Here is a 26129-nt window from a genome sequence, read left to right as displayed (position 1 = left end):
GCGAGCCCGCGGTGAGGAAGGCGTGAACGCGCCCCGCGTCGGCCTCATCGGTGCCGGCGGGATCTCAGGGGTGCACGCCGCCGGCTGGCGGGCCCTCGGCGCGGACGTGGTGGTGCACTCCGAGCATGGCGCGCAGGCCCTCGCCGACAGGTTCGGGTTCCGCACCGCGGACACCCTCGCGGACCTGTGGCCGCAGGTGGACCTGGTGGACATCGTCACGCCCACCGCCACCCACGCCGAGCTGGCCCTCGCCGCGATCGGTGCGGGCAGGCACGTGGTCTGCGAGAAGCCGCTCGCGCGCACCTCCGCAGAGGCGACGACCGTTGTCGAGGCCGCCGAGGCGGCGGGGGTGCGGCTGTTCCCCGCCCACGTGGTGCGCTACTTCCCCGAGTACGCCGCCGCACGCGCCGCGATCCGCGCCGGGCGGATCGGCACGGTCGCGGTGGCCCGGTTCCGCCGGATGAGCGCGGCGCCGAAGGCGGACTGGTTCTTCGACGAGGCACGCTCCGGCGGGATCGTGCTCGACCAGATGATCCACGACCTCGACCAGGCCGAGTGGCTCGCCGGGCCGGTGGCCCGGGTGTTCGCGCGGTCGACGGCGCGGGCCGGGGACGGCGGTCGCGTCGCCAGTGCCGCGGTGACGCTCACCCACGTCTCGGGTGCGATCAGCCATGTCTACGGCGTCTGGGGGCACCCCGGGCTGCCGTTCACGTCCTCGTTCGAGATCGCCGGGGACGGTGGCCTGCTCCGGTACGACATGGCTCGGGCCGACTCCGCCCGGGTCCACCTCGGTGGCCCGGCCAACGCGGGTGGCTACCTTCCGGCGACGGACGCTTCCGAGAGCCCGTACACGGCCGAGCTCGCCGACTTCTGGGCGGCCATCAGCACGGGCGCAGTGGCGTCCGTGAGCGGCGTCGACGGCGTCCGCGCCGTGGCCATCGCCGAGGCGGTGCTGGCCTCGGCCGCGAGCGGCGAGGTCGTGGAGTTGCCCACGGAAATGACGGTACCGAGCACCGAGGGGAGCCTGCGATGACGACCGCACCGGGGCCGATCGAGATGAGCCCGACGATCGCGCCACTCACCGTTGGCATCCTGTCCTTCGCGCATACCCACGCGTCCTCCTACGCGCGGATCCTCGCTGCGACGCCGGGCGTCGAGGTGCTCGGCACCGACCCCGGGCCCTACGACCCGGGCACCGTGCGCGGCGCGACGTTCGCCGCGGAACACGGCGTCACCTACGTCGAGGATGTGGCGACGCTCCTCGCGAAGGCGCCGGACGCCGTCGTCATCTGTGCGGAGAACACCTCGCACCGTGCGCTGACGGAACTGGCGACCGCCGCCGGCGCGCACGTGCTCTGCGAGAAGCCGCTGGCCACCTCCGACGCGGACGCCGCGGCCATGCGTGCCGCCGCGGACGCGGCCGGCGTGATCCTGATGACGGCGTACCCGGTGCGGTTCGCGAGCGTTTTCACCGACCTCGTGGCAAGGGTCCGCGCCGGTCAGCTCGGCGACATCTACTCGATCCTCGGTACCAACAACGGGAAGATGCCGCTCGCCCAGCGGTCCTGGTTCACCGACCCGGCCCGGTCCGGCGGCGGCGCGCTCCTCGACCACGTGGTGCACGTGGCGGACCTGATCGACGCACTCCTGGGCGAGGGGGCCGAGGAGGTGCACGCCGTGACGAACCGGATCCTGCGGCCCGACGCCGGCGTGGACGTGGAGACCGGGGGCGTGGTGTCGATCCGGTACCCCTCCGGTGTGATCGCCACGATCGACTGCTCGTGGAGTCACCCGGAGTCCGCGCCGAACTGGGGCGGGCTCACCCTGGAGGTGCACGGCACCGCCGGGTCGGTGCGGATCGACCCGTTCGCGGCCCACGTGGCCGGTTACGACGCCGACGGCGAGGTCTGGGCCGGCTTCGGAGCGGACCTGGACGCCCGGATGCTCGGCGAGTTCCTCGACGCGGTGCGCACCGGCCGGACCCCGCAGCCCGACGGCGCCGTGGGTGCGCGCACGCTCGCGATCGTCACGGCGGCGCAGCGGTCGGTCGAGGCGGGCCAGCCGGTCAGGCTCTGAGCCGGCCGGCCGCCTCGGCGGCAACTCATGGCATCAGTGGGAGTCCGCGCGCCCTGCTTGCCTAGGCTGCGAGCGACGCCGCGTATCGGGGGTCGCGGCGTCGAAGCGAAGGAGCGCCGTGACCGACCGCATCACCGGGCCACTGTGGACCCGCAGTTTCATCCTCGCCATCGTCACCAGCTGCTTCATGGGCATGATCTTCTACCTGCTCATGACCACGATGGCGTTCTACGCCGTCGAACGGTTCCAGGCGAGCGCGAGTCTGGCCGGCCTCGCCTCGAGCGCGTTCATCATCGGGGCGGTGGTGGCGCGCCTGTCCGCCGGCAAGCTGCTCGAGATCGTCGGACGGCGCCGGCTCATCATCTCGGCACTGGTCGTGTACGTGGTGATGTCGGCGCTGTACATCCCCGCGCAGGACCTGGGCCTGTTGATCGCGGTCCGGCTTGTGCACGGCTTCGCGATGGGCTCGGGCGCCACCGCGATCGTGGCCGGCGCGCAGGCGATCATCCCGCCGGCCCGTCGCGGCGAGGGCACCGCGTTCCTCGGGATGGCACAGACGCTCGCCACCGCGATCGGGCCGTTCATCGCGCTCACCCTGCTGCAGTGGGGGGACTACGAGCTGCTGTTCGCAGCCTGCGTGGCGTTCTCCGCGTTGGCGCTGATCGCCTCGCTGTTCCTGCGGTTCCCGGAACTCGAGCTCACACCGGAGCAACGGGCGACGACCCGCGGGTGGCACCCGCGCACCTTCGTGGAGCCGGGCGTCCTGCCGGTGGTGTCGGTGATCGCGCTCGGGGGCCTTTCCTACTCTGGGGTCCTGGCGTTCCTCAACTCCTACGCCGAGTCCCTCGACATCGCCACGGCAGCCGCGTTGTTCTTCGCCGTGTACGCGCTCGTGCTGCTGCTCACCCGGCCGTTCGCCGGACGCACCCAGGACCGGCGCGGTGACAACGTCGTGGTGTACCCGGCGCTCGTGGCGATGGTCGCCGGGATGGTGGTGCTGGCGAGCGCACGGGACACCACCATGATGTTGATCGCCGCCGTCCTGCTCGGGTTCGGGTTCGGGAACCTGACCTCGACGATCCAGGCGATCTCGGTCCGCAGGACCCCCGCGTACCGGGTCGGGCTGGCGACCTCCACCTACTTCTTCGCCCTCGACCTCGGAACCGGCATCGGGCCCGTGGTGCTCGGCGCCATCGTCGCTGCCGCCGACTTCAGCACCATGTACCTGTCACTGGCCGGCGTGATGATGCTCGCCGGCGCGCTCTACACGTTCGTGCACGGCCGCTCGGGCGGGCGATCGCCGCGACGGCACACGCTCGCCGATGCACCGACCGGGGGTCGAACTGACCCGGTGAGTGACGAGTCCCGGAATTAGCCATGGACCGATGACGGTGGTCGGGACGACGATGGAGGCATGTCCATCGGTCCGCCGAACGAGCGCGGGACGACGCCGGCCCTGCCGACGACGTCGCCGCGAAGCCGACCTGGCGCCGGGACGCCACGATCTTCCTGAGCGGCCAGACCGTCAGCCTGTTCGGGTCGATGTTGGTCCAGTACGCGATCATGTGGCACCTGACCCTCGAGACGAAGTCCGGGACCGTCATGGCGCTGGCCTCCGTGTTCGGCTTCCTGCCGCAGGCGATCGTCTCGATCTTCGGCGGCGTGTGGGCAGACCGGCTGGATCGCAAGCGGCTCATCATGGCCGCCGACGCATCGATCGCGGTGACCACGCTCGCGCTCGCCCTCCTGATGCTGTCCGGGTTCGAGCACCTCTGGCTCATCTACGGGACTCTGGCGATCCGATCGGTGGGCGCCGGCATCCAGATGCCCGCGGTCTCGGCGCTGATCCCGCAGATCGTGCCGACCTCCAAGCTGATGCGCGTGAACGGGCTGAACGGCACGATCCAGTCGGCGATGATGCTCCTCGCACCTGCGGCCGCGGCGGCGGTGTACGCGAACTTCTCGATCGTGGCGATCTTCTTCGTCGATGTGACCACGGCGGCCATCGGCATCGGGTTCCTGCTCGCGCTCTCGGTGCCCCGCATCGTCCGCAGCGACTCCGACGGGCCACTGCCGGGCTACTTCGACGACCTCGTCGGCGGCGTCCGGTACGTGGCGCACCACCCGTTCATCCGCTGGCTCCTCGCGCTCTACGCCATCGTGTTCCTGCTCGTGGTGGGGCCCAGCTACCTCACCCCGCTGATGATCGTGCGGACGTTCGGGGAGGAGGTCTGGAAGCTCACCGCGAACGAGCTCGCGTTCAGCATCGGGATGACCCTCGGCGGTGCGCTCATCGCGGCCTGGGGTGGGCTCAAGAACAAGATCGCGATGGTCGTCGCCTCCACCTTCATGTTCGGCGGCCTGACCGCCGCACTCGGGCTCGCCCCGAACCTGTGGGTCTTCTTCGCCTTCATGTTCGGATTCGGCCTGTTCGTGCCGTTCTTCTCGACGCCGTCGTTCACCATCCTCCAGGAGACGGTCGAGCCGGAGCGGCAGGGCCGGGTGTTCGGCTTCGTCGGCATCGTGATGGCGGTGTCGATGCCGCTCGGCATGGCGGTCTTCGGGCCACTCGCGGACATCTACAGCGTCGAGTTCCTCCTGGTCGCCGCCGGCGGACTCCTGGTCGCCGTGGCTGCGATCGCCGTGCTGGTGCCTGTGGGGCGCCGCGCGATGCTCGCCGCCGGTGCCCAGGTCAACGCCGCGCCGGAGTCGCGAGCGGGCACCGAACCCCAGCCCTCCGGGCCTGCTGACCCGGCCGGGTAGTTTTCGTACACCGGCGCTCGCCGTCGCAGGGGCCTGCAGCCGACACGGACCCGCGACCCGAAGGTACGAGAATCCCCACGCCTCGAGTGCCAGGATGAGCGCTATGGCCGACGCTGCCGCCGCCAGGGACACTCCACCCGCCGACGTCCGCACGCAGACTGCGCTCGCGGGCGTGGACCTCGCTGGCCGCGGTCTTGAGATCGGGCCGTCCTACAACCCGCTCGTGCCGAAGAGTTCCGGGTACGACGTGCGCGTGATCGACCACGCTCCGCGCGAGGAACTCATCGCCAAGTACCGCGGCTACGGGCTCGACGAGGCCCTCATCGAGCGGATCGAGGAGGTCGACCACCTCTGGTCCGGCGGCAGCCTCGCCGACGTGGTGGATGCCCCGGGGACCTACGACTACGTCATTGCATCCAACTTCATCGAGCACACCGTCGACCTGATCGGCTTTCTCAACGACTGCGCCGCGATGCTGCGCCCGGGCGGCCGCCTGGCCCTGGTGGTGCCGGACCTGCGCTGGTGCTTCGACCACTTCAAGCCGCCGTCCACGCTCGGTCAGATCGTCGACGCGCACCTGCGCCCGACCACCTTCCACCCGCCCGGTAGCCTCCTCGACCACACCGCGTACGCGTGCACCCTCGACGGGCAGGTCGCCTGGTGGCCGGGGCAGACCGGGACGATCGGACTCCAGTTGCCCGCCCTTGAGGGAGCAGCCCAGGTCATCGCCGACGGCGACCGTCAGGACGTCTATCACGACACGCACCGGTGGCGGTTCACACCTGCCTCGTTCGAGTTCCTCCTCGACGACCTCCGGGACCTCGGCTATCAGCCGTTCGTCCAGGTGCTCGGCGGGGAATCACTCGGCTTCGAGTTCTTCGTCACTCTGGAAGCCGGCGCGACGCCACCCGCCGCGCGGGACCGGCTCGCCCAGCTCCTTCGCGTCCGCGACGAGGTGCTGATCGGTTGCGGGGGCCTGACCGCAGCCGAGGCGGACGAACTGCGGGCGGAGCGGTCGGCGTTGCTCGGGGAGCGGGCGGACCTGCGCACCGAACTCGCAGAGACACGTGCGTCGGTCTCGGCGCGGGTGACTCAACTGGAAGAGGAGCTCGATGCGTTGCGCGCGTCGACCTCGTGGCGGCTGACCCGCCCGCTGCGAGCGCTGCGCGACGTCACCGGACAGGTCCTGGCGCGGGTCGGTCGCTGACGCCCGGCACGGCGCCCCAGCCCTCGGGCCCAGCGGACCCGGCCGGGTAGTCCTGCATCGGTACCTCGCCGGCCCGCCACGCGGTCAGGACCGGGGCCACGATCCGCCAGCAGTCCTCCGCGACGTCGCCACGGATCGAGAGCAGCGGATCGCCGTCGAGCATGCGGTCCAGGACCTCGCCGTACGGCAGCATCCGGGACGCGCCGAGGGTCGCGCGGAGGTCCTTCTGCTCGAGGTCGAACGGGTCTCCCTCGGCGTTGACGGACATCGAGATGAGCATCTCGGCAGGCTTCAGACCGAGCACGAGCATGTCCGGATGGCCGGTGCCGTGCAGGCCGGTCGGTACGTGGCCCGGTTCGCGGAAGAAGACCTCGATCTGCTTGACGGCCTCGCCCAGGGCCTTGCCGCTGCGCAGCACGAAGGGCGTTCCGCTCCACCGCTCGTTGTCGATCTCGACGATCATCTCGGCGAGGGTCTCGGTATCCAGGGCCGGATCGACGCCCTCCTCGTCGACGTAGTCCGGTACCCGGCGCGCTTCGATGGTGCCCGCGGTGTACCGGGCCCGCCGGGACGAGCCGGCCGGATCGTCGGCCCAGATCCTGGTGGCCCGCAGCACCTGCGCCTTGAGGGACCGGACCTGCTCCGCGTCCAACGTCTCCGGTGCTTCCATGGCGAAGTACGCGAGCACCTGCAGCAGGTGCGACTGGATCATGTCCACGAGGGCACCGGCTCGGTCGTAATAGCCCGCCCGGCCCTCCAGGGCGAGGTCCTCGTCGTAGCGGATGACGACCTTCTCGATGTGCTCGGACGTCCACACCGGAGCCAGCAGCCGGTTCGCGAACCGCACGCCGAAGAGGTTCAGCACCGAGCTCAGGCCGAGGAAATGGTCCACCCGGAAGATCCGGTTCTCCTCGACCACCTTCAGCAGCTGGGCGTTCAGCGCTTGGGCCGAGGCGAGGTCGGTGCCGAACGGCTTCTCCAGGGCGAGCCGGGTGGCTGGGTCCACGCCGCGTCTCTCGAGCAGCTCACAGACCTGCACCGAGATGCGCGGCGGGAGCGCGAAGTAGAGGACGGTCGGCCCGTCGACGGAGTCCAGCAGCCCGGCCAGCGCATCGGCGTCCAGGACGTCGGTCCGGATGTACCGGGCTCGGTCGGCGATCGCCCCGGCAGCGGCGGCAGGCACCCCGGCATCGCCCAAGCAGGACCGGACGCGCTCCGCCCAGTCCTGCTCGGAGAGGTCGGCGATGTCGGCGCCCACGACCCGGACCTGACGTTCCGGTTCGGCGGCCAGGAGGGAGCCCAGACCCGGCAGCAGGAGTCGGTTGGTGAGATCGCCCGAGGCGCCGAGGATGAGGAGGGTGTTGACACTGTCGATTCCAGGCGGCGTGGCATCGCTCATTTCGTCAGTGTCGCAGGAGTGCCCGGGCCCTGCGATCGGGACGAGCGGGGCCTGCCCAACTCCCGTTCGCCCGCGCTAGCGTTCGGGCATGGATGATCTGAAGGAGATACTCGCGCACTACCTCGACGTGCAGAACGACGCGCTGCTCTGGAAGCTGGAGGGCCTGGGCGAGTACGACCTACGCCGCCCGCTGACCCCCAGCGGAACGAACCTGCTCGGCCTCGTCAAGCATGTTTCGGGCGTGGAGGCGGACTACCTGGGCAACGTGTTCGGGCTCCCGTTCGCCGACCCGCAGCCGTGGATGGCCGAGGACGCCGAGGTGAACGCGGACATGTGGGCCACGCCGCAGGAGTCGACGGCCTCGATCCTTGAGATCTTCACCAGGGTGCGCGCCCATGGCGCGGCGACGATCGCGGCGCTCGAACTCGACGCACCCGGCGTGGTGCCGTGGTGGGGCGAGCACGGCCAGGTCACGCTCGGCCGCATCCTCGTCCATGTGGCCACGGAGGTCGCCCGGCACGCGGGTCACGCGGACATCGTGCGCGAGCAGATCGACGGCGCTGCGGGCCTGCGCGCGAGCGCCACCAACCTTCCGGAGGAGGGGAACCGGCAGTGGTGGACCGACTACACCGCCCGCGTGGAGGAAGCTGCAAGGCAGGCAGCGGCACAGTAGCGAGGGGCCGCGGGGCCGGCGTCGGGTGCGGGCACCGCAAGCCTCCTCACGACGCCCGGCGCTACTTCTTCCGCAGGACGACGATCGCGTCGACGAGATCGTGCAGGAACCCGAGGTTCAGCGTGTCCTGGCCGATGACGTACTCGAAGGTTCCGCGCGCGCCCCACTTCGAGAACTCGGGTTCGCCGAGGGCCTCGACGACCGCCCACGGAGTCGCGGCGGAGAAGTCGAGGCCGTCGATGAGTTCGCGCGAACGCGGGTAGGGCGCGCCCCGGCGACCGCGCGGGTACAGCACGACGCGCTCGAGCCGGCCGTTGCGGAACCGTGCCTCGAAGCCCTCATCCGGCGACGCATGGGTCTCGAGCCGCTCGCGCTTCGTCTCCCGGGTCACCTCGACCTCGAGCGGCAGCTCCGCGAGTGCCAGCACCGCCGTGACCCTCTCGTCCTCGATCGGCTTGCCGATGCTGGCGCGGATCACATCGAGATCGCCGGTAGGCGTCACCGGCTCGCCGTGCGCACCCCGGTGCCGCGCAAGCGCCTCGGCGATCCTGGCCTCGCGCTGCGCGGCGTGCTCGTCGGCCGCCCGCTGCCGCTTCTCACGCTCGATCGCGGCTGTCTTCTGGTGCTCGGCATTGAGCGCGCGCAGGCGTGCGAGCCGCTCGGCCTCCGCGGCGGCGGCCTCCTCGTCGGTGGCATGGACGGGAGCCGTGACGGCGGCGAGCTCGGCCTGATCGAGTCGGAACGTGCGCAGCAGTTCGAGCGCTCGACCGCTCACCATGAGTCCCGACGCGGGTTCGGTAGCGAAGTCGTCACCGTCGTGGCGTCTGCCGGTCGGTACGAGCCGCTCCCATCGCTCGGGCAGCTCGAACTCGTGCTTCATCAGATCCCAGTCGGGGTGCTTCGAGACGTGCACGGGTGCGAAGTGGTAGCCCGTGAGTTCGGATGCGCGCAGCGCGTCGGCCAGACGCGCGGAGACGATCCACCGGTCGACGAGGTCGAGCAGGTCGTCGCCGAGCCAGCCCTGGAACTCGACGTCGATGGCGCCGTCAGCGCCGCGTGCGCCACGACCCGACGCCGGCACCGCCGATGCCTCGCCCTCGACGTACGTGTACGTGTACATGCGTGCGCCCCCCAGTTGTCGGCCGGTTGCGTCTAGTCCCGGACGTTCTCAAGGAGATTCTGGCGCATCATCCCGACGAGCACGGCTCGCCGGGTCGTCGGGGCGTGCCGCTGTTAGCGTGGCGAGGACCGGACTGGCAAGGGTTCGCCCGGCACACGGAGGCAGACATGGCGATCGGCAGGCGGCGACGCAAGCGCGAGCCGGGAGGGCCGGCACGGGTGCGTACGGAGGGCGAGGTCGGTCGGCCGTCACTGGTCGTGGACGAGCCCGCGCCGGGTGGGATGTCCCACCTCTGGACCGACCGCCTCGGACGGTCGAGCATCCGCACGCTGCAGGTGATGATCCTGATCGCGGGTGCAGCGATCGTCGTGCTGGGACTCATCCAGGTCAAGCTGGTCGTGATCCCGCTGATGGTCGCGCTGATCCTCGCCGCGGCGCTCACCCCGGTGGTCGCGTGGCTGCGCCGACGGGGTGTCCCCGCCCTGCTCGCCACGTGGCTGACCCTGATCGGCGCGGTCGTGGTGATCGGTGGTGTGGTCACCGGCATCGTCTTCGCGGTGCGGAACCAGTGGGAGGAACTCGCCGTGGCCGCGGGGGAGGGCCTGACCGAGCTCCAGGACATCCTGCAGCGGTTCCAGCTCTCGTTCGACATCGACTGGGACGCCGTGCTCGATGCCGCGACCCAGTTCGTGACGAGTGCGCAGTTCGGCTCCGGGGCCGTCGCGGGCCTGTCGGCCGTCGGCCAGGTGATCACCGGCCTGGTCCTGATCGTCGTCGTCCTGTTCTTCTTCCTCAAGGACGGGGAGAAGATCTGGAACTTCTTCCTCACGCCGCTGCGCGGCGAGCCACTGGATCGGGGCGAGCGGATCGGCACCACCGCCGTCAAGGTACTCGGCGGATACGTGCGGGGCACGGCGCTGGTGGCCCTGGTGGACGCCGTCGCCATCGGTGTCGGTCTGGCGGTCCTGCGGGTCCCGCTCGCGCTGCCGCTCGCGGTCGTCGTGTTCTTCGGCGCGTTCATCCCACTCGTCGGCGCAACCGTGGCGGGCATCTTCGCCGCGCTAGTGGCCCTGGTCGCGAACGGACCCTTGACCGCACTGATCGTGGTCATCCTGGTGATCGCCGTGAACCAGCTCGAGGGCGACTTCCTGCAGCCGGTCGTGATGGGGCAGTCGCTCAAGCTGCACCCACTCGTCATCCTGCTCTCCCTGACGATCGGCACCATCCTCGGCGGGATCCTGGGCGCCATCCTCGCCGTGCCGGTCACCGCGGTCGGCTGGGCCGTGGGCAAGATCGTGTTCGAACCCGAGCGCGAGCCCACGCTCGCGACTTCCGCAGATCCACCGTCGCCGGGGTGACGTCGGCGGCCGCCACCCACGCTAGGCGCCGGCTGCTGCCGCGGCCAGGATTCGGCGGGTCGCTTCGTCGGCCGGGAAGAACGTCTCGATGGCGATCTCGTCGAGGGTCACGTCCCGTGGCGACCCGAACACGGTGACGGCGTACAGCAGGGCGAGGTCGCCGAACTCGGTAGCGAGCAGCATCGGAACGGCGATGTCAGCGCCGGGGGTCTCGACGTCCCCGCCGGGTGGGGGAGCCGGGTAGGACTCCAGCTCGGTGAGCAGGTCCGCCAGCGCCGGGTCACCGGTGCGCTCCCACTGCCGGCGGACCCGCCGGAGCACGTGAGCGCGCCACTGCGCCGGATTGCGCAGCCTGCTCGCCAGACCGTCCGGGTGCATGGTCGCGCGCAGCATGTTCAGCGGCGGCCCGGCGAGCTCGGCCGGGATATCCGCCAGGAACCGCCGCATCGCGACGTTGGCCGCGAGCAGGTCCCAGTGACTGTCGACCGCCACGGCGGGGTTCGGGTCATGCCCGGCCAGCACGGCCTCGACCGCCAGCCGGGCCGCGCCGAGCTCGGCGAACGGCCGTTCCCGGTGCACCGGCGCCAGGCCAGCCGCCAGATGGAACGCGTTGCGCTCCCGCAGTGGCACCTCTAGTTCGTCGCAGAGCCGCTCGATCATGTCCCGGCTGGGCGTGGACCGCCCGGTCTCGATGTAACTCAGGTGCCGGGTCGAGACGTCCGCGGCGATGGACACGTCGAGCTGGGACCGGTGCCGCCGTTCCCGCCATCGCCGCACCAGTGGGCCGACACCGTCCGTCGTCGTGGTCATGCCACCCAGCCTGCCCACAACCGGCGAGGTGCGGCAATGACGTCAGAGGTCATGCGCGCCGGCCCGGCATGACCTCCCGGGTCATCGACGCAGGGCGGGCCGGACCCGCACCGTGGAGCCGCCGGTTCCACCCCGGGGCCGGCCGAACGAGAGGCAGACGAGAAAATGGGAACCCGCACCATCACCACAGACACGCTCCTGCACGACTACGCACGCTTCTGGAACACGGCGGACCTGGCCGAGCGGAGCCGGATCGCTGCCGGAGTGTTCTCCGAGGACGTCGACTATCACGCGGCGGTCGGCGTCCTCATCGGCGCGCAGGCGCTCGGCGGCTTCCGTGACGAGTTCGTCGCGCACATGGGCGAGGCGACCCTGATGCACCACGGCGAACCGGACCGGCTCACCGACCGGGTCCGGCTGCGCTGGGAGATCGTCCTGGCCGACGGCACGTCGTTCGCGGCAGGCACCGATGTGCTGGTGCTCGCCGGGGACGGCCGGATCTCCTCCGTGACCGCGTTCCTGGACCGGGCACCGGAGGGGTTCGCGGACCACCATGACGAGCACGACGGCTGAGGCGACCACGACGACGGCGGCTGTCACCACCCACGGTGACAGCCGCCGTCGTACCTCGTAGCGCTCCTCAGGCGAGCGTGGCGAGCACCTCGTTCAACGTCACCGACGGGCGCATGATCGCCGACGCCTTCTGCTCGTCCGGCCGGTAGTAGCCGCCGAGGTCGACCGGCGAGCCCTGCACCGCGAGGAGCTCAGCCGTGATGGCCTCCTCGTTCGCGGTCAGGCCTGCCGCGACCGCGGCGAACGCGGCTGCGAGTTCCGCATCCTGGGTCTGCGCGGCCAGTTCCTGCGCCCAGTACGTCGCCAGATAGAAGTGGCTGCCACGGTTGTCGATCTGGCCGGCCTTGCGGCTGGGCGACTTGTTCTCGTTCAGGAACGTGGCCGTCGCCCGGTCCAGGGTGTCCGCGAGGATCTGGGCGCGGGCGTTCCCGGTGGTGGTGGCCAGGTGCTCGAAGCTGACCGCAAGGGCGAGGAACTCACCGAGGCTGTCCCAGCGCAGGTGGTTCTCCTCGACCAGCTGCTGCACGTGCTTCGGCGCGGAGCCACCGGCACCGGTCTCGAACAGGCCGCCACCGTTGATCAGCGGCACGACCGAGAGCATCTTGGCGCTGGTGCCGAGCTCGAGGATCGGGAACAGATCGGTCAGGTAGTCACGCAGCACGTTGCCGGTCACCGAGATGGTGTCCTCGCCGCGGCGGATGCGCTCCAGGGAGAACCGGGTGGCCTCGACCGGGGACATGATCTCGATCTGCAGGCCCTCGGTGTCGTGGTCGGCGAGGTAGGTGCGGACCTTGGCGGTCAGGTTCACGTCGTGCGCCCGGGCCGGGTCCAGCCAGAACACGGCCGGGGAATCGGTGGCGCGAGCGCGGCTCACGGCCAGCTTCACCCAGTCCTGGATCGGGACGTCCTTGGTCTGGCAGGCGCGCCAGATGTCACCGGGGGAGACCTCGTGCTCGATCAGGACGGTGCCGGCGGAGTCGACCACCTGCACGGTGCCGGGCGTGCTGATCTCGAACGTCTTGTCGTGGCTGCCGTACTCCTCGGCCTTCTGGGCCATGAGACCGACGTTCGGGACCGAGCCCATCGTGGTCGGGTCGAAGGCGCCGTTCGCGCGGCAGTCGTCGATCACGGTCTGGTACACGCCGGCGTAGGAGGAGTCCGGGATCACCGCGAGGGTGTCAGCCTCGGCGCCGTCCGGGCCCCACATGTGGCCGGAGGTCCGGATCATCGCGGGCATCGAGGCGTCCACGATCACGTCGCTTGGCACGTGCAGGTTGGTGATGCCCTTGTCCGAGTTCACCATCGCCAGCGACGGGCCGTGGGCGAAGCCCTCGGTGATCGCGGCCTGAACCCCGGCGCGGGTGGCCGGGTCCAGGGCGTCGAGGCCGGCGAGGATGGAACCGAGCCCGTTGTTCGGGCTCAGACCCGCGGCGGCGAGCTGCTCGCCGTAGACCGCGAACAGATCCGGGAAGAACGCGCGCACCACGCGGCCGAAGATGATCGGGTCCGAGACCTTCATCATGGTGGCCTTCAGGTGCACCGAGAACAGGACGTCGTCCGCCTTCGCGTGCGCGATCTGCTCGGCCAGGAACGCGTCCAGCGCACCCGCACGCATGACCGTGCCGTCCACGACCTCACCGGCGAGAACCGGCAGCGACTCCGTCAGCACCGTCGTGGCGCCGTTCGAGGCGACGTGGCGGATCTGCAGGGTGTCATCGGCGGCGAGCACCACGGACTGCTCGTTGGAGCGGAAGTCGTCCGCGTCCATCGTCGCGACGTTCGTCTTCGAGTCCGCGGCCCAGGCGCCCATCGAGTGCGGGTGCGAGCGTGCGTACCCCTTCACCGACGCGGGTGCGCGGCGGTCGGAGTTGCCCTCGCGCAGGACCGGGTTGACGGCGCTGCCCTTGACCTTGTCGTAGCGCGCGCGGACCTCCTTCTCCTCGTCGGTGGCCGGCTCGTCCGGGTAGTTCGGAAGCGCGTAGCCCTGGCCCTGCAGCTCGGCGACGGCCGCCTTGAGCTGCGGCACGGAGGCGCTGATGTTCGGCAGCTTGATGATGTTGGCTTCGGGGCGCTTGGCCAGCTCGCCGAGCTCGGTCAGTGCGTCGGGCAGGCGCTGCTCCGGCGTGAGGTACTCGCCGAACAGCGCGATGATGCGACCCGAGAGCGAGATGTCCCGGGTCTGCACCTCGACGCCTGCCGTCGATGCGTAGGCCTCGATGATCGGCAGGAACGAGTACGTCGCGAGCAGCGGCGCCTCATCGGTGTGGGTGTAGATGATGGTGGACATACGAAGAAGATCCTCTGCTGGTCGGGGAATCGCTCGACATCAAGATATCGGGTGTCCGGCGCGTGGGTCACGCCCACGTTTGGCGGCCTGCGGGCACCGGCCTTCGGCCGGCTGCCCCGGGCGAGTCGACCCACTCCCGAGCCACAGCGAACTGCGCGGGGCGACGCCCGCCGTCGGGCCCCGTGCACGGCATTGCTTCTCGCACTACAAGAGGTGGTGACGCCCGACGGTGGAACCCGCCCCAGAGATGACGTGGGAGTCATCCGCGCGGATGACCCGCGCATAGCCGATACGTTTCCGGCTCATTACCACTTCCCGGAAAGGGACGCATTCGGGTCTCACTTGGATAACGATGCGGCCACAACCTTGTGACCAAAGGGCGAGATGGCAACTGAGCGTGTGTACAGTTCCGGTGTCCATGGCGGACGCTCTGCCTCGTCAGACCCATCAGGTCTTTCCGGAACCGGTCCGGGACAGGGGGCTCCATGCCATCCATAGGAGGAACATTGAAGATCCGGCGCATATCCGCCCTGGCTGCGACCGTCGCAGCAGGTGCGCTCGTGCTCAGTGCTTGCACCCCGCCCGGGGACGAAGGCACTGACGGTGGTGACGGCGGTAACGCCGGCATCGACGAGGGCACTTCCATCAACATCGGCTGGAACCAGCCGTTCTACGAGTACAACTCGAGCTCGGCCACCGGTAACGCGACGGCCAACGCGATCGTCCTGTACCTGATGAACGCCGGCTTCAACTACTACGACAAGGACCTGAACCTCGTTCAGGACGAGTCCTTCGGTACGTATGAGAAGACCAGCGACGACCCGCTCACCGTGACCTACACGATCAACGATGACGTGACCTGGTCCGACGGAACGCCCGTCGACGCTGCGGACATGCTGCTCACCTGGGCCGCCACCAGCGGCCACATGAACACCGTGGAGGCCGAGGAGGACGAGGAGGGCAACGTCACCAACGAGGACGAGGTGGAGGCTGGGGTCTACTTCAACAACACCAGCGCCGGACTCGCCCTGGTCGAGGAGACGCCCGAGATCTCCGAGGACGGGCAGAGCCTCACGCTCGTCTACACCAAGCCCTTCGCCGATTGGGAGACCGCCTTCGGGGTTGGCGTGCCCGCCCACGTCGTGGCCGGCCACGCCCTCGAAATCGAGGACGCGCAGGAGGCAAAGGACGCGCTGATCGCAGCCGTCAACGACCGCGACACCGAGGCGCTCAGCCCGATCTCGCAGTTCTGGAACACCGGCTTCCAGTTCGGTGACGCACTTCCGGACGACGACTCCCTGTACCTGTCCTCCGGTGCGTACCTGCTCGAGGAGTACGTCAACGGGCAGTATGTGACCCTGGTCGCGAACCCGGACTACACGGGTGATCTCGCGCCGTCTGTCGAGCGGGTCACCATCCGTTACAACGAGGACCCGATGGCTCAGGTCCAGGCGCTGGAGAACGGTGAGGTCGACGTGATCTCCCCGCAGTCCACCGCGGACGTGCTGTCCTCGCTCGAGGCCCTCGGCGACGGCTACAACATCATCACCCAGGACGAGGGCACCTACGAGCACGTCGACCTCATGTTCGACAACGGCGGCCCGTTCGACCCGGCCACCTACGGTGGCGACGAGGCGACGGCCCTGGCCGTGCGCCAGGCGTTCCTCAAGCTGATCCCGCGTCAGGACATCATCGACCGGCTCATCCTGTCGCTGAACCCCGAGGCCGAGATCCGCAACTCCTACACCTCGATCCCCGGCTCGCCGAACTACGACGTCGTCTCTGCCGTGAACGGCATGGCCGAGCAGTTCCCGGGTGCGACCGACCTCGACGCAGCCACCGCGTTGCTCCAGGACGCCGGGGTCACGACCCCGATCGACGTCCGCATGCTGTACGGCGCGAGCAACGTGCGTCGCCAGCAGCAGTACCAGCTGATCGCCGAGTCGGCGGGCCAGAACGGCCTGTTCAACGTGATCGACGGCGGTGACGACAACTGGGGCACCCTCCTCGAGGACAGCAGCGGCTACGACGCGTCGCTGTTCGGCTGGCAGTCCACCTCCACGGCGGTGTCGGAGTCCGACGCGAACTACCGCACCGGTGGCCTGAACAACTTCGGCGGGTACTCCAACGCCGAGGTGGACGCACTGTTCGACGAGCTGCAGGTCGAGACCGACACGACGCGCCAGGGCGAGATCCTGGCCGAGGTGGAGACCCACCTCGTCGACGACGCGTTCGGTGTCACGATCTTCCAGTTCCCGGGTGTGACGGCGTACAACACGGAGATCGAGGGCATCGACCCGATCTCCATCTCGCCGACCATCTTCTGGAACTTCTGGGAGTGGAGCACGACCGCCACCGAAGAGGCCTCGAGCTGACTCGACCGCGGTCAGCGCTAGCCTCTGGCTGACAAGTAGTACGTGAGGGGCGCCGGGACCAGGTGTCCCGGCGCCCCTCACGCGACTACGATTCGGCTGATCCCCACCCCTAGAGGTTCGGACTGCATCTGCGTGGCGTCGGCGTAGACTCCACGGCCAAGTGCGGTCCGAGCCGGTTGCGAGGTATCTCTCCACGATGTTGACGTTCATCATCCGCAGAGTCCTGATCGGACTCGGCATTCTGCTCGTCTCGTCATTCCTTCTCTATCTGCTCGTCGACCTGGTGATGGATCCGCTCGAGGATCTGGTCACCTCCACGGATCCGAACAAGGAGTTCCAGATCGCGGAGCGGACCGCTCTGCTCGAACTGGACAAGCCTGCGGTCCAGCGCTACTTCGAGTGGCTCGGCGGTGTTGTCACCGGTGATCTCGGCACCGCATGGCGCACGAACCGCCCGGTCTCCGAACTGCTCCAGGGCGCGATCATCTCGACCATCCAGCTGGTCAGCGCCGCCACGGTGCTCTCCATCGTGCTCGGCGTGGCCGTCGGCATCGTCTCCGCGCTGCGTCAGTACAGCGGCTTCGACTACCTGATCACGTTCGTCTCGTTCCTGCTGTTCTCGCTGCCGTCCTTCTGGGTCGCCGTGCTGCTCAAGCAGTGGGGTGCGATCGGCTTCAACGACTTCCTTGCGGACCCGTGGATCGCTTGGGGCGTGATCATCGGCCTCGGCCTGATCGCCGGATTCCTCTGGCAGCTGGCCATCGGTGGCGTGCTCCGGCGCCGGCTGATCAATGCCGCGATCGGTGCCGCTGCCACGATCGGTGCGCTCGCGTTCCTGCAGCTGTCTGGATGGTGGGAGCAGCCCAACATCGGGCCTGTGATCCTGGCGGTGACCTCCGTGGTGATCGCGTTCGCGGTGACCGCCCTGTCCACCGGACTGAAGAACCGTCGTGCTCTGTACACCGCGCTCACGTGTGCCGCGCTCGGCGTGGCGCTCTGGTACCCGGTCCGGTTCTACCTGTTCTACTACCTGACCGACTACATGAACTGGGGGATCGTGGCCCTCCTGGGCCTGCTCGCGGCGGCGGTCGGCATCGGGATCGGCGTCCTGTTCCGCGGACCCGACTGGAAGCAGTCCGCGCGCACCGGCGGCATCGTTGCCTTCCTGGTCGCCGGGCTCATCTTCATCGACCAGGTGATGAGCGTCTGGGGCCCGTACTACAACTCGAACGCCATCAACGGCCGGCCGATCCCGACGATCGGGGACCGGACGCCGAACCTCGGCGGGAACTGGTGGGTCGGCGTGCTCGACTCCTACACCCACCTGCTGCTGCCCACACTCGCCCTGATGCTGATCTCGTTCGCCGGGTACACCCGCTACTCGCGCGGCAGCATGCTCGAGGTGATGAACCAGGATTACATTCGAACGGCCCGGGCGAAGGGACTCACCGAACGCACCGTGGTGGTGCGGCACGGCTTCCGCAACTCGCTCATCCCGCTCGCGACCATTGTGCCGCTCGACGTGATCACCCTGATCGGTGGCGCGATCATCACCGAGCGCATCTTCGGCAGACCCGGCATGGGGCAACTGTTCCTGCAGTCGCTGGCAACAGACGACATCGAACCTGTGATGGCCTACCTGCTGATCGTCGCATTCCTGGCGATCGTGGCCAACATCGTCGCGGACCTGATCTACGCCGTCCTTGACCCACGAATCCGGGTGAACGCATGACCTCCAACAACATGACCGATCCGACCCCGAACGACGGTCGCGTCGAGTCGGCGGAGAACGCCATCGAGATGAAGGAGGTCGAGGGCAAGTCCCAGGGCCAGATCGTCCGGTCCCGGTTCTTCCGGCACAAGGGTGCGATGTCCGGCCTGATCGTGATGGCCTTCATCTTCGTCCTCGCCCTCACCTCGATCGGGTTCCCGGTGTTCACCGACTCCTGGTACATCTCCGGTTGGTGGCCCTACGGCCCGAACGAGACCAACCCGATCGTCAACGCCGGTGGCGCACCTACGCTGACGATGCCGTGGAGTCCGGAAGGTTTCGCGATCGGACCCCACCCGTTCGGCCAGGACGAGATCGGGCACGACATCTTCGCCCGTGTCATGCGCGGCGTGCAGACCTCGCTGCTCGTGATGGTCGTGGTCGGCCTGGTCTCCACCGCCGTCGGAGTCCTCGTCGGCGCCCTCTCCGGCTTCTTCCGGGGCTGGGCGGACACCGCGTTGATGCGGATGACGGACCTGGTCATCACCGTCCCGACGATCGTCATCGGCGCCGTGCTCGGAAAGCTGTTCGGTGGCGCGGACCCGTTGCCGTTGGCGATCGCGCTCGGTGCCGTGACCTGGACCGGCCTCGCCCGGCTCGTGCGCGGTGACTTCCTCTCGCTGCGCGAGCGGGAGTTCGTGGATGCCGCCCGGGTGGCCGGGGCGAGCAACTCGCGGATCATCTTCAAGCACATCCTGCCGAACGCGATCGGCGTCATCATCGTGTCCACCACGCTGCTGATGAGCTCGGCCATTCTCCTGGAGACGGCGCTCAGCTACCTCGGCTTCGGTATCACGCCGCCGAACGTTTCACTCGGTCAGCTGATCAACCAGTATCAGTCGTCGTTCAACACCAGGCCCTGGCTGTTCTGGTGGCCCGGTCTGTTCATCATCGCGATCGCGCTGTGCGTGAACTTCATCGGTGACGGACTCCGTGACGCCTTCGACCCGCGGCAGCGCCGGATCCCGTCGGCCCGGAAGATGGCTCGCGCGGCAGCCCGTGGCGAGGCCGAGGTCCAGGCCCACGCGTCATGACGGCGAACCTGACGTTCTCAGCCGAGGGTGAGTCCCAGCACGCCGAGCGCGGCCAGGACGCCAAGCACCGCCAGGACCTGACCGTTCCAGGTCACGGTCGGGTGTATCTCGCCGACGGTCGACCGCGACCTGGTCAGGTGACCGGCCTCGGTCAGGGCCGCGAGGCGCTGGCCGATGGCGAGCGCTGCAGCGTCCGCGCTCGCACCGGAGATCCTGGCGCGGGAGTCGGGAACCTTGTCGGCGATCACGTCGTCGCGGCCGCCGGAGCGCTCGGGCCGGCGGCTCCGCGCCGCCATGCCACTGCTGGCGGGCACGGCCCAGGACGAGTATCCGCCGCCGTCATGGGTGCGCACCCGCAGCGCCCACTGGCTGTCCACGCTGGCCACCGTGGGCCATGGGAGGTGCACGGTGCGCAGGACGTTCACGATGGTGACGCCGCCGTCGGACACCTCGACCAAGGGGTTCCAGAACAGCGCCCACACGCCCGCGACCACGAACAGGATCACCGGGCCGGAGCGCGCCAGTTCGCGCCAGCCGCCGTCAAGGACGAAGAAGACCAGGGCGCACGCCGCCACCACTGCGATCACGATGGTCAGCACGCGTGCGAACAGCGTGCGGAACGTCAGGGTCGGACCGATCATTGCTCAATGCTCCCACTCGCAGGTCCTGTGCCTGCTCGCCAGCGCCGTGAGATCCGCGCGCGCCGAAGGAAGGAAGGTGTGCGCGCGTGACCACGCAGACCACCGAAGACACGCCCGCCCGCACCGGAGCGCCGATCCTGTCGGTGAACGGCCTCAACGTCGACTTCTACGTCGAGGGTGAGTGGTTCCCGGCCGCGATCGACATCAGTTACGACGTCCACCCTGGCGAGGTGCTCGCCATCGTCGGCGAGTCCGGTTCGGGCAAGAGCCAGTCCTCGATGTCGCTGCTGGGGTTGCTTCCTCCGAACGGCCGAGCCACCGGCAGCGCCCAGATCGGCGGCCGCGAGCTCATCGGGCTCACCGGGCCAACGATGCGCAAGATCCGGGGCAAGGAGATCTCGGTCATCTTCCAGGAGCCGATGACCGCGCTCAACCCGGTGTACACGGTCGGATTCCAGATCGTCGAGACGCTCCGGACCCACTTCGACATGGGACCCTCCGCGGCGAAGGAGCGAGCCCTCGAACTCCTCCGGCTCGTGGAGATGCCGAACCCCGAGGTGCGGTTCCACTCCTACCCGCACCAGCTCTCCGGTGGCCAGCGCCAGCGCGCCATGATCGCCCAGTCGCTGTCCTGTGACCCAAAGCTGCTGATCGCCGATGAGCCGACCACCGCCCTGGACGTGACGGTGCAGGCCGAGATCCTCAAGCTGATGCGTGACCTGCGATCGCGAATCGACTCGGGCATCGTGCTCATCACCCACGACATGGGCGTGGTGGCGGACATGGCCGACAAGATCATCGTGATGCGCCGCGGCCGCGTGGTCGAGCACGGCACCGCGGACAAGATCTTCAACCACCCCGAGCACGAGTACACCAAGGAGCTCCTGGCCGCCGTGCCGCACCTCGGTGCGCACAGCCAGGCCCAGGTGCACGAGCCTGCCCCCGCGAGCACCGAGGCACCTGCCGAGGCCCTGTTCGGCGAGCGGGTGATGGAGGCCGTGGGGATGGAGATCGAATACCCCAAGCGCGGCCGGACGCCCGCGTTCCGGGCCGTCGATGGTGTCGACCTGACCATCGACCGCGGCGAGGTCGTCGGCCTGGTGGGGGAGTCCGGGTCCGGGAAGACCACCATCGGGCGTGCCGTGGTGGGGCTGTTGCCGGTGACCGGCGGCTCACTTCGGATCAACGGTTCCGACATGGTCGGCATCGATCCCAAGGACCTGCGCACGCTGCGCAAGACCATCGGCATCGTGTTCCAGGACCCGGGCTCCTCGCTGAATCCCCGGCTGCCGATCGGTGAGTCCATCGGGGAGCCGCTGATGCTGCACACCGGGATCAAGGGACCTGAGCTCGCGAAGCGGGTCGAGGTGCTGCTGGACCAGGTCGAGCTGCCGCGGAGCATGCGCAACCGCTACCCGCACGAGCTGTCCGGCGGTCAGCGCCAGCGCGTCGGGATCGCCCGCGCCCTCAGCCTCGAGCCCGCCCTCCTGGTCGCCGACGAACCGACCTCGGCGCTCGACGTCTCGGTTCAGGCGCACGTGCTGGAACTGTTCACCGAGCTGCAGCGCGAGCACGGGTTCGCCTGCCTGTTCATCAGCCACGACCTCGCCGTCGTGGAGATGCTGTCGAGCCGGATCGCCGTGATGCACCACGGCAAGCTCGTCGAGATCGGCCCAACCGCGCAGATCGTGAACAACCCCCAGGACGCGTACACCCAGCGGCTGATCGCCGCCGTGCCGGTGCCCGACCCCGAGGAGCAGAAGGTGCGCCGGGAGACCCGGGACGCCCTGCTCAGTGCTGCCGCCGCCGAGCTCGCGGCGGACGAGCAGTACGAGGCCGAGCACGCCGGTGGCGACCCGCTCGCCGGCTTGGACACCCAGCGCAGCTCAGGCACCGGGGTGTAGTCGCAGCCGCTGCGGCGGCACGGGCGGGGCCCGAGCGGGGAGAACCCGTTCGGGCCCCGCCGGCATGTGTGGGCCAACTCACCGCCCCTGGTGCCCTCGTCGCCTAGGACTCCACTGGCGGGCACCGGTAGGATGATGACGGCGCCTCGTGATGAATTGGTGCCCTCCCCCTTCCCCCTCTCGGAATTGAGTACTGCGGATGAGTGTGCCCACGACTGGCCTGCTGCAGCGCACCGATCTGCGCAATGTCGCGATCGTCGCGCACGTCGACCACGGCAAGACGACCCTGGTGGACGCGATGCTGTGGCAGTCCGGCGCGTTCGGCGCGCACGACCACGTGGACGAGCGTGCGATGGACTCCGGTGACCTCGAGCGCGAGAAGGGCATCACGATCCTCGCGAAGAACACCGCGGTGGAGTACGCCGGCCCGGCCGCTGCCGCGGCCGGTCACCCCGAGGGCGTGACCATCAACGTCATCGACACCCCAGGACACGCCGACTTCGGCGGCGAGGTGGAGCGCGGGCTGTCCATGGTCGACGGCGTCGTGCTGCTCGTGGACGCCTCCGAGGGCCCGCTGCCGCAGACCCGGTTCGTGCTCCGCAAGGCGCTCGCGGCCAACCTGCCGGTGATCCTCGTGGTCAACAAGGTCGACCGACCGGACGCCCGGATCACCGAGGTGGTCGCGGAGGCCCAGGACCTGCTCCTCTCGCTCGCCTCCGACCTGTCCGACGAGGTGCCCGACCTGGACCTGGACGCGATCCTCGACGTCCCGGTCGTGTACGCCTCCGCCAAGGCCGGGCGCGCCAGCGTGACCCAGCCCGCCGACGGCGAGCTGCCGGACGCGCCGGACCTCGAGCCGTTGTTCAGCACCATCCTCGAGCGCATCCCCGCCCCCGGCTACACCGAGAACGCGCCGTTGCAGGCGCACGTGACGAACCTGGACGCCTCCCCGTTCCTCGGCCGCCTCGCGCTGCTGCGGATCTACAACGGGACCCTGCGCAAGGGGCAGACGGTCGCCTGGGCGCGCCGCGATGGCAGCCTGCAGAACGTGCGGATCAGTGAGTTGCTACGCACCAAGGCCCTCGACCGGGTGCCGACCGACGTCGCGAACCCCGGTGACATCGTCGCCGTCGCCGGCATCGAGGACATCACCATCGGTGAGACCCTGACCGACGCGGACGACCCGCGCCCGTTGCCGCTGATCACCGTGGATGACCCGGCGATCTCGATGACGATCGGGATCAACACCTCCCCGCTCGCCGGCCGGGAGAAGGGCTCCAAGGTCACCGCGCGTCAGGTCAAGGACCGCCTCGACCGCGAGCTCATCGGTAACGTCTCGCTGAAGGTGTTGCCCACGGACCGTCCCGACTCGTGGGAGGTCCAGGGCCGCGGCGAGCTGGCGCTGGCCATCCTCGTGGAGCAGATGCGCCGTGAGGGCTTCGAGCTCACCGTCGGCAAGCCGCAGGTGGTCACCCGGGAGATCGACGGCAAGCTGCACGAGCCGGTCGAGCGGATGACCATCGATGTCCCCGAGGAGTACCTCGGCGCCGTCACGCAGCTCCTCGCCACCCGCAAGGGGCGGATGGAGAACATGTCCAACCACGGCACCGGCTGGGTGCGGATGGAGTTCCTGGTCCCGGCCCGTGGCCTGATCGGGTTCCGGACCCGGTTCCTCACCGACACCCGCGGCACCGGGATCGCCTCCTCGATCGCCGAGGGGTACGAGCCCTGGGCCGGCCCGATCGAGTTCCGCACCACCGGGTCGCTGGTCGCCGATCGCGCCGGTGTGGCCACGCCGTTCGCGATGCTGAACCTGCAGGAGCGCGGCTCGTTCTTCATCGAGGCGACCTCCGAGGTGTACGAGGGCCAGATCGTCGGCGAGAACTCCCGCGGTGACGACATGGACGTGAACATCACCAAGGAGAAGAAGCTCAACAACATCCGGTCGGCCACGTCGGAGTCGTTCGAGAACGTCATCCCGCCGCGCAAGCTCACCCTCGAGGAGTCCCTCGAGTTCGCCCGCGACGACGAGTGCGTCGAGGTCACCCCGTCGTCGGTGCGGATCCGCAAGGTCATCCTGGACCAGAACGACCGGAGCAAGGCCTCCGCTCGCGCCCGTAAGGCCTGACGGCCAGAGGAGCACTGCTGGGCGCGCAGGCGCCCAGCAGGTGATGCGAAGATGCACCGGTGACAGATCCGATCAGCGCCCCGCCGTTGCGGGTGCTCGCCACGTTCGCGCACCCCGACGACGAGACTCTCGGCGCCGGCGCGGTGCTGGCGACGCTCGCCCGGCGGGCCGAGGTCACCGTGGTGACAGCCACCCGCGGTGAGCGCGGCGAAGTGATCCCGACCGACCTCAAGCACGTGGAGGGTGACGGGCCGGCCCTCGCGGCCGTACGCGAGGAGGAGCTGTCCGCGGCGCTGGCCGCGCTCGGCGTGACGCGCCACCACTTCCTCGACTCCCTCGCCGAGCCCGGCACCGCCGGCTACACCGACTCCGGCATGGCCTGGGCCCCCGGCTCGACGGTGCGTGCCGTGCCTGCCCCGGACGCCACGGCCGACGCGTTCTCACTTGCCGGAGTCGACACGCCGGCCCGGCTGCTGGCCGCGCTGATCCGGACGCTGCGGCCCGACCTGGTGATCACCGAGGAGCCCGACGGCGGGTACGGGCACCCCGATCACGTGCACATCCATCGGGTCACCATGCGCGCCGTCGAGCTGGCGGCGGACCCCGTCCAGGCAGGTGGCAATGGTGCGCCGACTGGCGCCGTCGCGGCAGCGCCCGCGGAGCTCGCGGGTCCGTGGTCGGTGCCGGTGGTCGCGTTCTCGGTGCGTGGCGCGGACGCGTCACGTCGGGCCGCTGCCTGGCTGCAGGCCGCGCCGGACAGGCCCCGGACCGCGACCGGTGGGCAGGTCCTGAGCGTGCCGGACCCCGACGGCGAGACGGCGAGCCAGGTGGTGCCCGACGGCGAGGTGGACCTCGAGGTCGACGTCACCCGGGTCGCCGACCAGCTCGTCGCCGCGATGGAGGCCCACCGCACCCAGGTCCAGCTGGCCACCCGGGTCGACGCGACGGACGCCGTCGGGTGGTTCGCGCTCAGCAACGACATCCTGGTGCCCATACCCGCACGTGCCGGACTGCAGATCGCGCCCGGTCACGGCACGCCCGAAGACCTGCACCGACTACTGGCGCCGACCACCGGAACGGGCGGGACGGACGCCGAGGGCGCCGTGGAACCTCCACCGTCCTGGTACCCGCCGGTGATGGCGGTCTTCTCCGTGCTGCTCGGGGTGATCCTCGGCGCCACCGGCACCGCCTTCCATCGCTGGTCCGAGCCCTGGGGTCTCGTCATCGGGCTGTCGGCCATCCTCGCCGCGGGGGTGTTGTCGCGGACGTTCGCCGACGGGCGCGGCCTGTTCGGCTACGGCCTCGGCGTGGTGCTCACCGTGCTCGCGATGACGTATCTCGGCCCGGGCGGCGATGTGGTCGTGGCCGACGACGCGATCGGTGTCGCGTGGCTGCTCGGCTCCATGCTGGCGGTGCTCCTCGGGGCGTTCGCACCGCGGAGGTGGTTCCGTGACGACGCCTGAGCCGGATCCCGCGGTGAGCGAGGAGGCGCGGGATGAGTTCCGCGCGACCATGTCCCGGCTCGCCTCCGGGGTGTGCGTGGTGGCGGTGCGCGAGCGCCACCAGGACCTCGCGATGACCGCGACGTCCCTGGTGTCTGTCTCCCTGGACCCACCCACCGTGCTGTTCACCGTGCATTCGGACGCACGATTGCGGGAGTCCGTCGAACCAGGGTCCCGGTGGGCCGTCAGCATCCTCGGCAGCGACGCGCTCGCGGCGGCCGACTGGCTCGCCACGCCTGGCCGGCCGGCCTTCGATCAGCTCGCGACGGTCGCCCACCACCGTGGTGACCTCAGTGGCGCCGCGATCCTGGACGACGCGAGTGCCTGGCTCGAGTGTGAGACGGAGTGGATCCGCCCGGCGGCGACCCATGACGTCGTGGTCGGGCGGGTGCTCGCGTCCGCCCGAGTGCCCGGGTCGGGCGGCGCGGTCCTGCATTTCCATGGACGGATGACCACGATTCCGTGATGCTTTTGTTGCCTGCCGTCGCGGACCGGGGGCAAGGGCCGG

At 69.6% G+C, this 26129-nt stretch carries 20 protein-coding genes; 15 read left to right on the top strand and 5 right to left on the bottom strand.

Annotation, left to right across the window (positions count from 1 at the left end; genetic code table 11):
- Nucleotides 1-22: 22 nt before the first annotated feature.
- From GKS42_RS19245 to GKS42_RS19225, 5 genes are all read left to right on the top strand, one after another.
- Nucleotides 23-1033 carry a Gfo/Idh/MocA family protein gene (locus tag GKS42_RS19245; RefSeq protein WP_154795291.1) on the top strand — a complete coding sequence of 337 codons (1011 nt, stop codon included), beginning with the start codon at nt 23-25 and terminating at the stop codon, nt 1031-1033.
- Nucleotides 1030-2076: a Gfo/Idh/MocA family protein gene (locus tag GKS42_RS19240; protein ID WP_232847750.1), complete on the top strand. Its 1047-nt coding sequence runs from the start codon at nt 1030-1032 to the stop codon at nt 2074-2076. The genes GKS42_RS19245 and GKS42_RS19240 overlap by 4 nt, the downstream gene beginning before the upstream one ends.
- A 118-nt stretch (nt 2077-2194) precedes the next feature.
- Nucleotides 2195-3451, top strand: coding sequence for an MFS transporter (locus tag GKS42_RS19235; protein WP_232847749.1), 1257 nt, complete (start codon nt 2195-2197; stop codon nt 3449-3451).
- A 128-nt stretch (nt 3452-3579) separates the two neighbouring features.
- Nucleotides 3580-4839, top strand: a complete 1260-nt coding sequence (locus GKS42_RS19230) for an MFS transporter (protein ID WP_435529677.1) — start codon at nt 3580-3582, stop codon at nt 4837-4839.
- A 103-nt stretch (nt 4840-4942) separates the two neighbouring features.
- Nucleotides 4943-6046: a class I SAM-dependent methyltransferase gene (locus tag GKS42_RS19225; protein ID WP_168217900.1), complete on the top strand. Its 1104-nt coding sequence runs from the start codon at nt 4943-4945 to the stop codon at nt 6044-6046.
- Here the strand turns inward: GKS42_RS19225 and GKS42_RS19220 are convergent.
- On the bottom strand, nt 6012-7445 hold the full coding sequence (locus GKS42_RS19220) for a glucose-6-phosphate dehydrogenase (RefSeq protein WP_154795288.1): 1434 nt from the start codon (nt 7443-7445) through the stop codon (nt 6012-6014). The two genes, GKS42_RS19225 and GKS42_RS19220, sit on opposite strands and share 35 nt — an antisense overlap.
- A gap of 88 nt (nt 7446-7533) precedes the next feature.
- Between GKS42_RS19220 and GKS42_RS19215 the strand changes: the two genes are divergently transcribed.
- Nucleotides 7534-8118, top strand: a complete 585-nt coding sequence (locus GKS42_RS19215; protein WP_154795287.1) for a DinB family protein — start codon at nt 7534-7536, stop codon at nt 8116-8118.
- A 61-nt stretch (nt 8119-8179) separates the two neighbouring features.
- Here the strand turns inward: GKS42_RS19215 and GKS42_RS19210 are convergent, their stop codons facing one another.
- Nucleotides 8180-9238 (bottom strand): hypothetical protein, encoded by a 1059-nt coding sequence (locus GKS42_RS19210; RefSeq protein WP_154795286.1) that lies wholly within the window; start codon nt 9236-9238, stop codon nt 8180-8182.
- Nucleotides 9239-9405: 167 nt separating this feature from the next.
- Between GKS42_RS19210 and GKS42_RS19205 the strand changes: the two genes are divergently transcribed.
- Nucleotides 9406-10596 (top strand): AI-2E family transporter, encoded by a 1191-nt coding sequence (locus GKS42_RS19205; protein ID WP_154795285.1) that lies wholly within the window; start codon nt 9406-9408, stop codon nt 10594-10596.
- A 21-nt stretch (nt 10597-10617) separates the two neighbouring features.
- Here GKS42_RS19205 and GKS42_RS19200 read toward each other — a convergent pair whose 3' ends face one another.
- Nucleotides 10618-11406, bottom strand: coding sequence for a helix-turn-helix domain-containing protein (locus tag GKS42_RS19200; RefSeq protein WP_154795284.1), 789 nt, complete (start codon nt 11404-11406; stop codon nt 10618-10620).
- Between the two features lie 165 nt (nt 11407-11571).
- Here GKS42_RS19200 and GKS42_RS19195 point away from each other — a divergent pair, with 165 nt between their 5' ends.
- Nucleotides 11572-11979: a nuclear transport factor 2-like protein gene (locus tag GKS42_RS19195; protein ID WP_154795283.1), complete on the top strand. Its 408-nt coding sequence runs from the start codon at nt 11572-11574 to the stop codon at nt 11977-11979.
- Nucleotides 11980-12046: 67 nt separating this feature from the next.
- Here the strand turns inward: GKS42_RS19195 and GKS42_RS19190 are convergent, their stop codons facing one another.
- Entirely contained in the window at nt 12047-14266 is a 2220-nt protein-coding gene (locus tag GKS42_RS19190) for an NADP-dependent isocitrate dehydrogenase (RefSeq protein WP_154795282.1), read from the bottom strand.
- A gap of 506 nt (nt 14267-14772) precedes the next feature.
- Between GKS42_RS19190 and GKS42_RS19185 the strand changes: the two genes are divergently transcribed.
- The 3 genes from GKS42_RS19185 to GKS42_RS19175 all read left to right on the top strand — a co-directional run bounded on the left by GKS42_RS19185 (nt 14773) and on the right by GKS42_RS19175 (nt 19446).
- Entirely contained in the window at nt 14773-16641 is a 1869-nt protein-coding gene (locus GKS42_RS19185) for an ABC transporter family substrate-binding protein (protein ID WP_154795281.1), read from the top strand.
- A gap of 196 nt (nt 16642-16837) precedes the next feature.
- Complete coding sequence (locus GKS42_RS19180) at nt 16838-18373, top strand: ABC transporter permease (protein WP_154795280.1); 1536 nt, start codon at nt 16838-16840, stop codon at nt 18371-18373.
- Nucleotides 18370-19446 (top strand): ABC transporter permease, encoded by a 1077-nt coding sequence (locus GKS42_RS19175; protein WP_232847748.1) that lies wholly within the window; start codon nt 18370-18372, stop codon nt 19444-19446. The genes GKS42_RS19180 and GKS42_RS19175 overlap by 4 nt, the downstream gene beginning before the upstream one ends.
- A gap of 17 nt (nt 19447-19463) precedes the next feature.
- Here GKS42_RS19175 and GKS42_RS19170 read toward each other — a convergent pair whose 3' ends face one another.
- On the bottom strand, nt 19464-20087 hold the full coding sequence (locus GKS42_RS19170; RefSeq protein WP_154795279.1) for a PH domain-containing protein: 624 nt from the start codon (nt 20085-20087) through the stop codon (nt 19464-19466).
- An 86-nt stretch (nt 20088-20173) separates the two neighbouring features.
- Between GKS42_RS19170 and GKS42_RS19165 the strand changes: the two genes are divergently transcribed.
- The 4 genes from GKS42_RS19165 (at nt 20174) to GKS42_RS19150 (ending at nt 26087) form a co-directional block, all read left to right on the top strand.
- Complete coding sequence (locus GKS42_RS19165) at nt 20174-21991, top strand: ABC transporter ATP-binding protein (RefSeq protein WP_154795278.1); 1818 nt, start codon at nt 20174-20176, stop codon at nt 21989-21991.
- A gap of 199 nt (nt 21992-22190) precedes the next feature.
- Nucleotides 22191-24119, top strand: coding sequence for a translational GTPase TypA (gene typA / locus GKS42_RS19160; RefSeq protein WP_154795277.1), 1929 nt, complete (start codon nt 22191-22193; stop codon nt 24117-24119).
- A gap of 59 nt (nt 24120-24178) precedes the next feature.
- Nucleotides 24179-25582 carry a PIG-L family deacetylase gene (locus GKS42_RS19155; RefSeq protein WP_232847747.1) on the top strand — a complete coding sequence of 468 codons (1404 nt, stop codon included), beginning with the start codon at nt 24179-24181 and terminating at the stop codon, nt 25580-25582.
- On the top strand, nt 25569-26087 hold the full coding sequence (locus GKS42_RS19150) for a flavin reductase family protein (protein ID WP_290368029.1): 519 nt from the start codon (nt 25569-25571) through the stop codon (nt 26085-26087). Before GKS42_RS19155 ends, GKS42_RS19150 begins: the two co-directional genes overlap by 14 nt.
- Nucleotides 26088-26129 lie beyond the last annotated feature (42 nt).

The sequence above is a fragment of the Occultella kanbiaonis genome, from assembly GCF_009708215.1.
GTDB lineage: Bacteria > Actinomycetota > Actinomycetes > Actinomycetales > Beutenbergiaceae > Occultella > Occultella kanbiaonis.
This window is presented reverse-complemented; position numbering and strand designations above follow the sequence as displayed.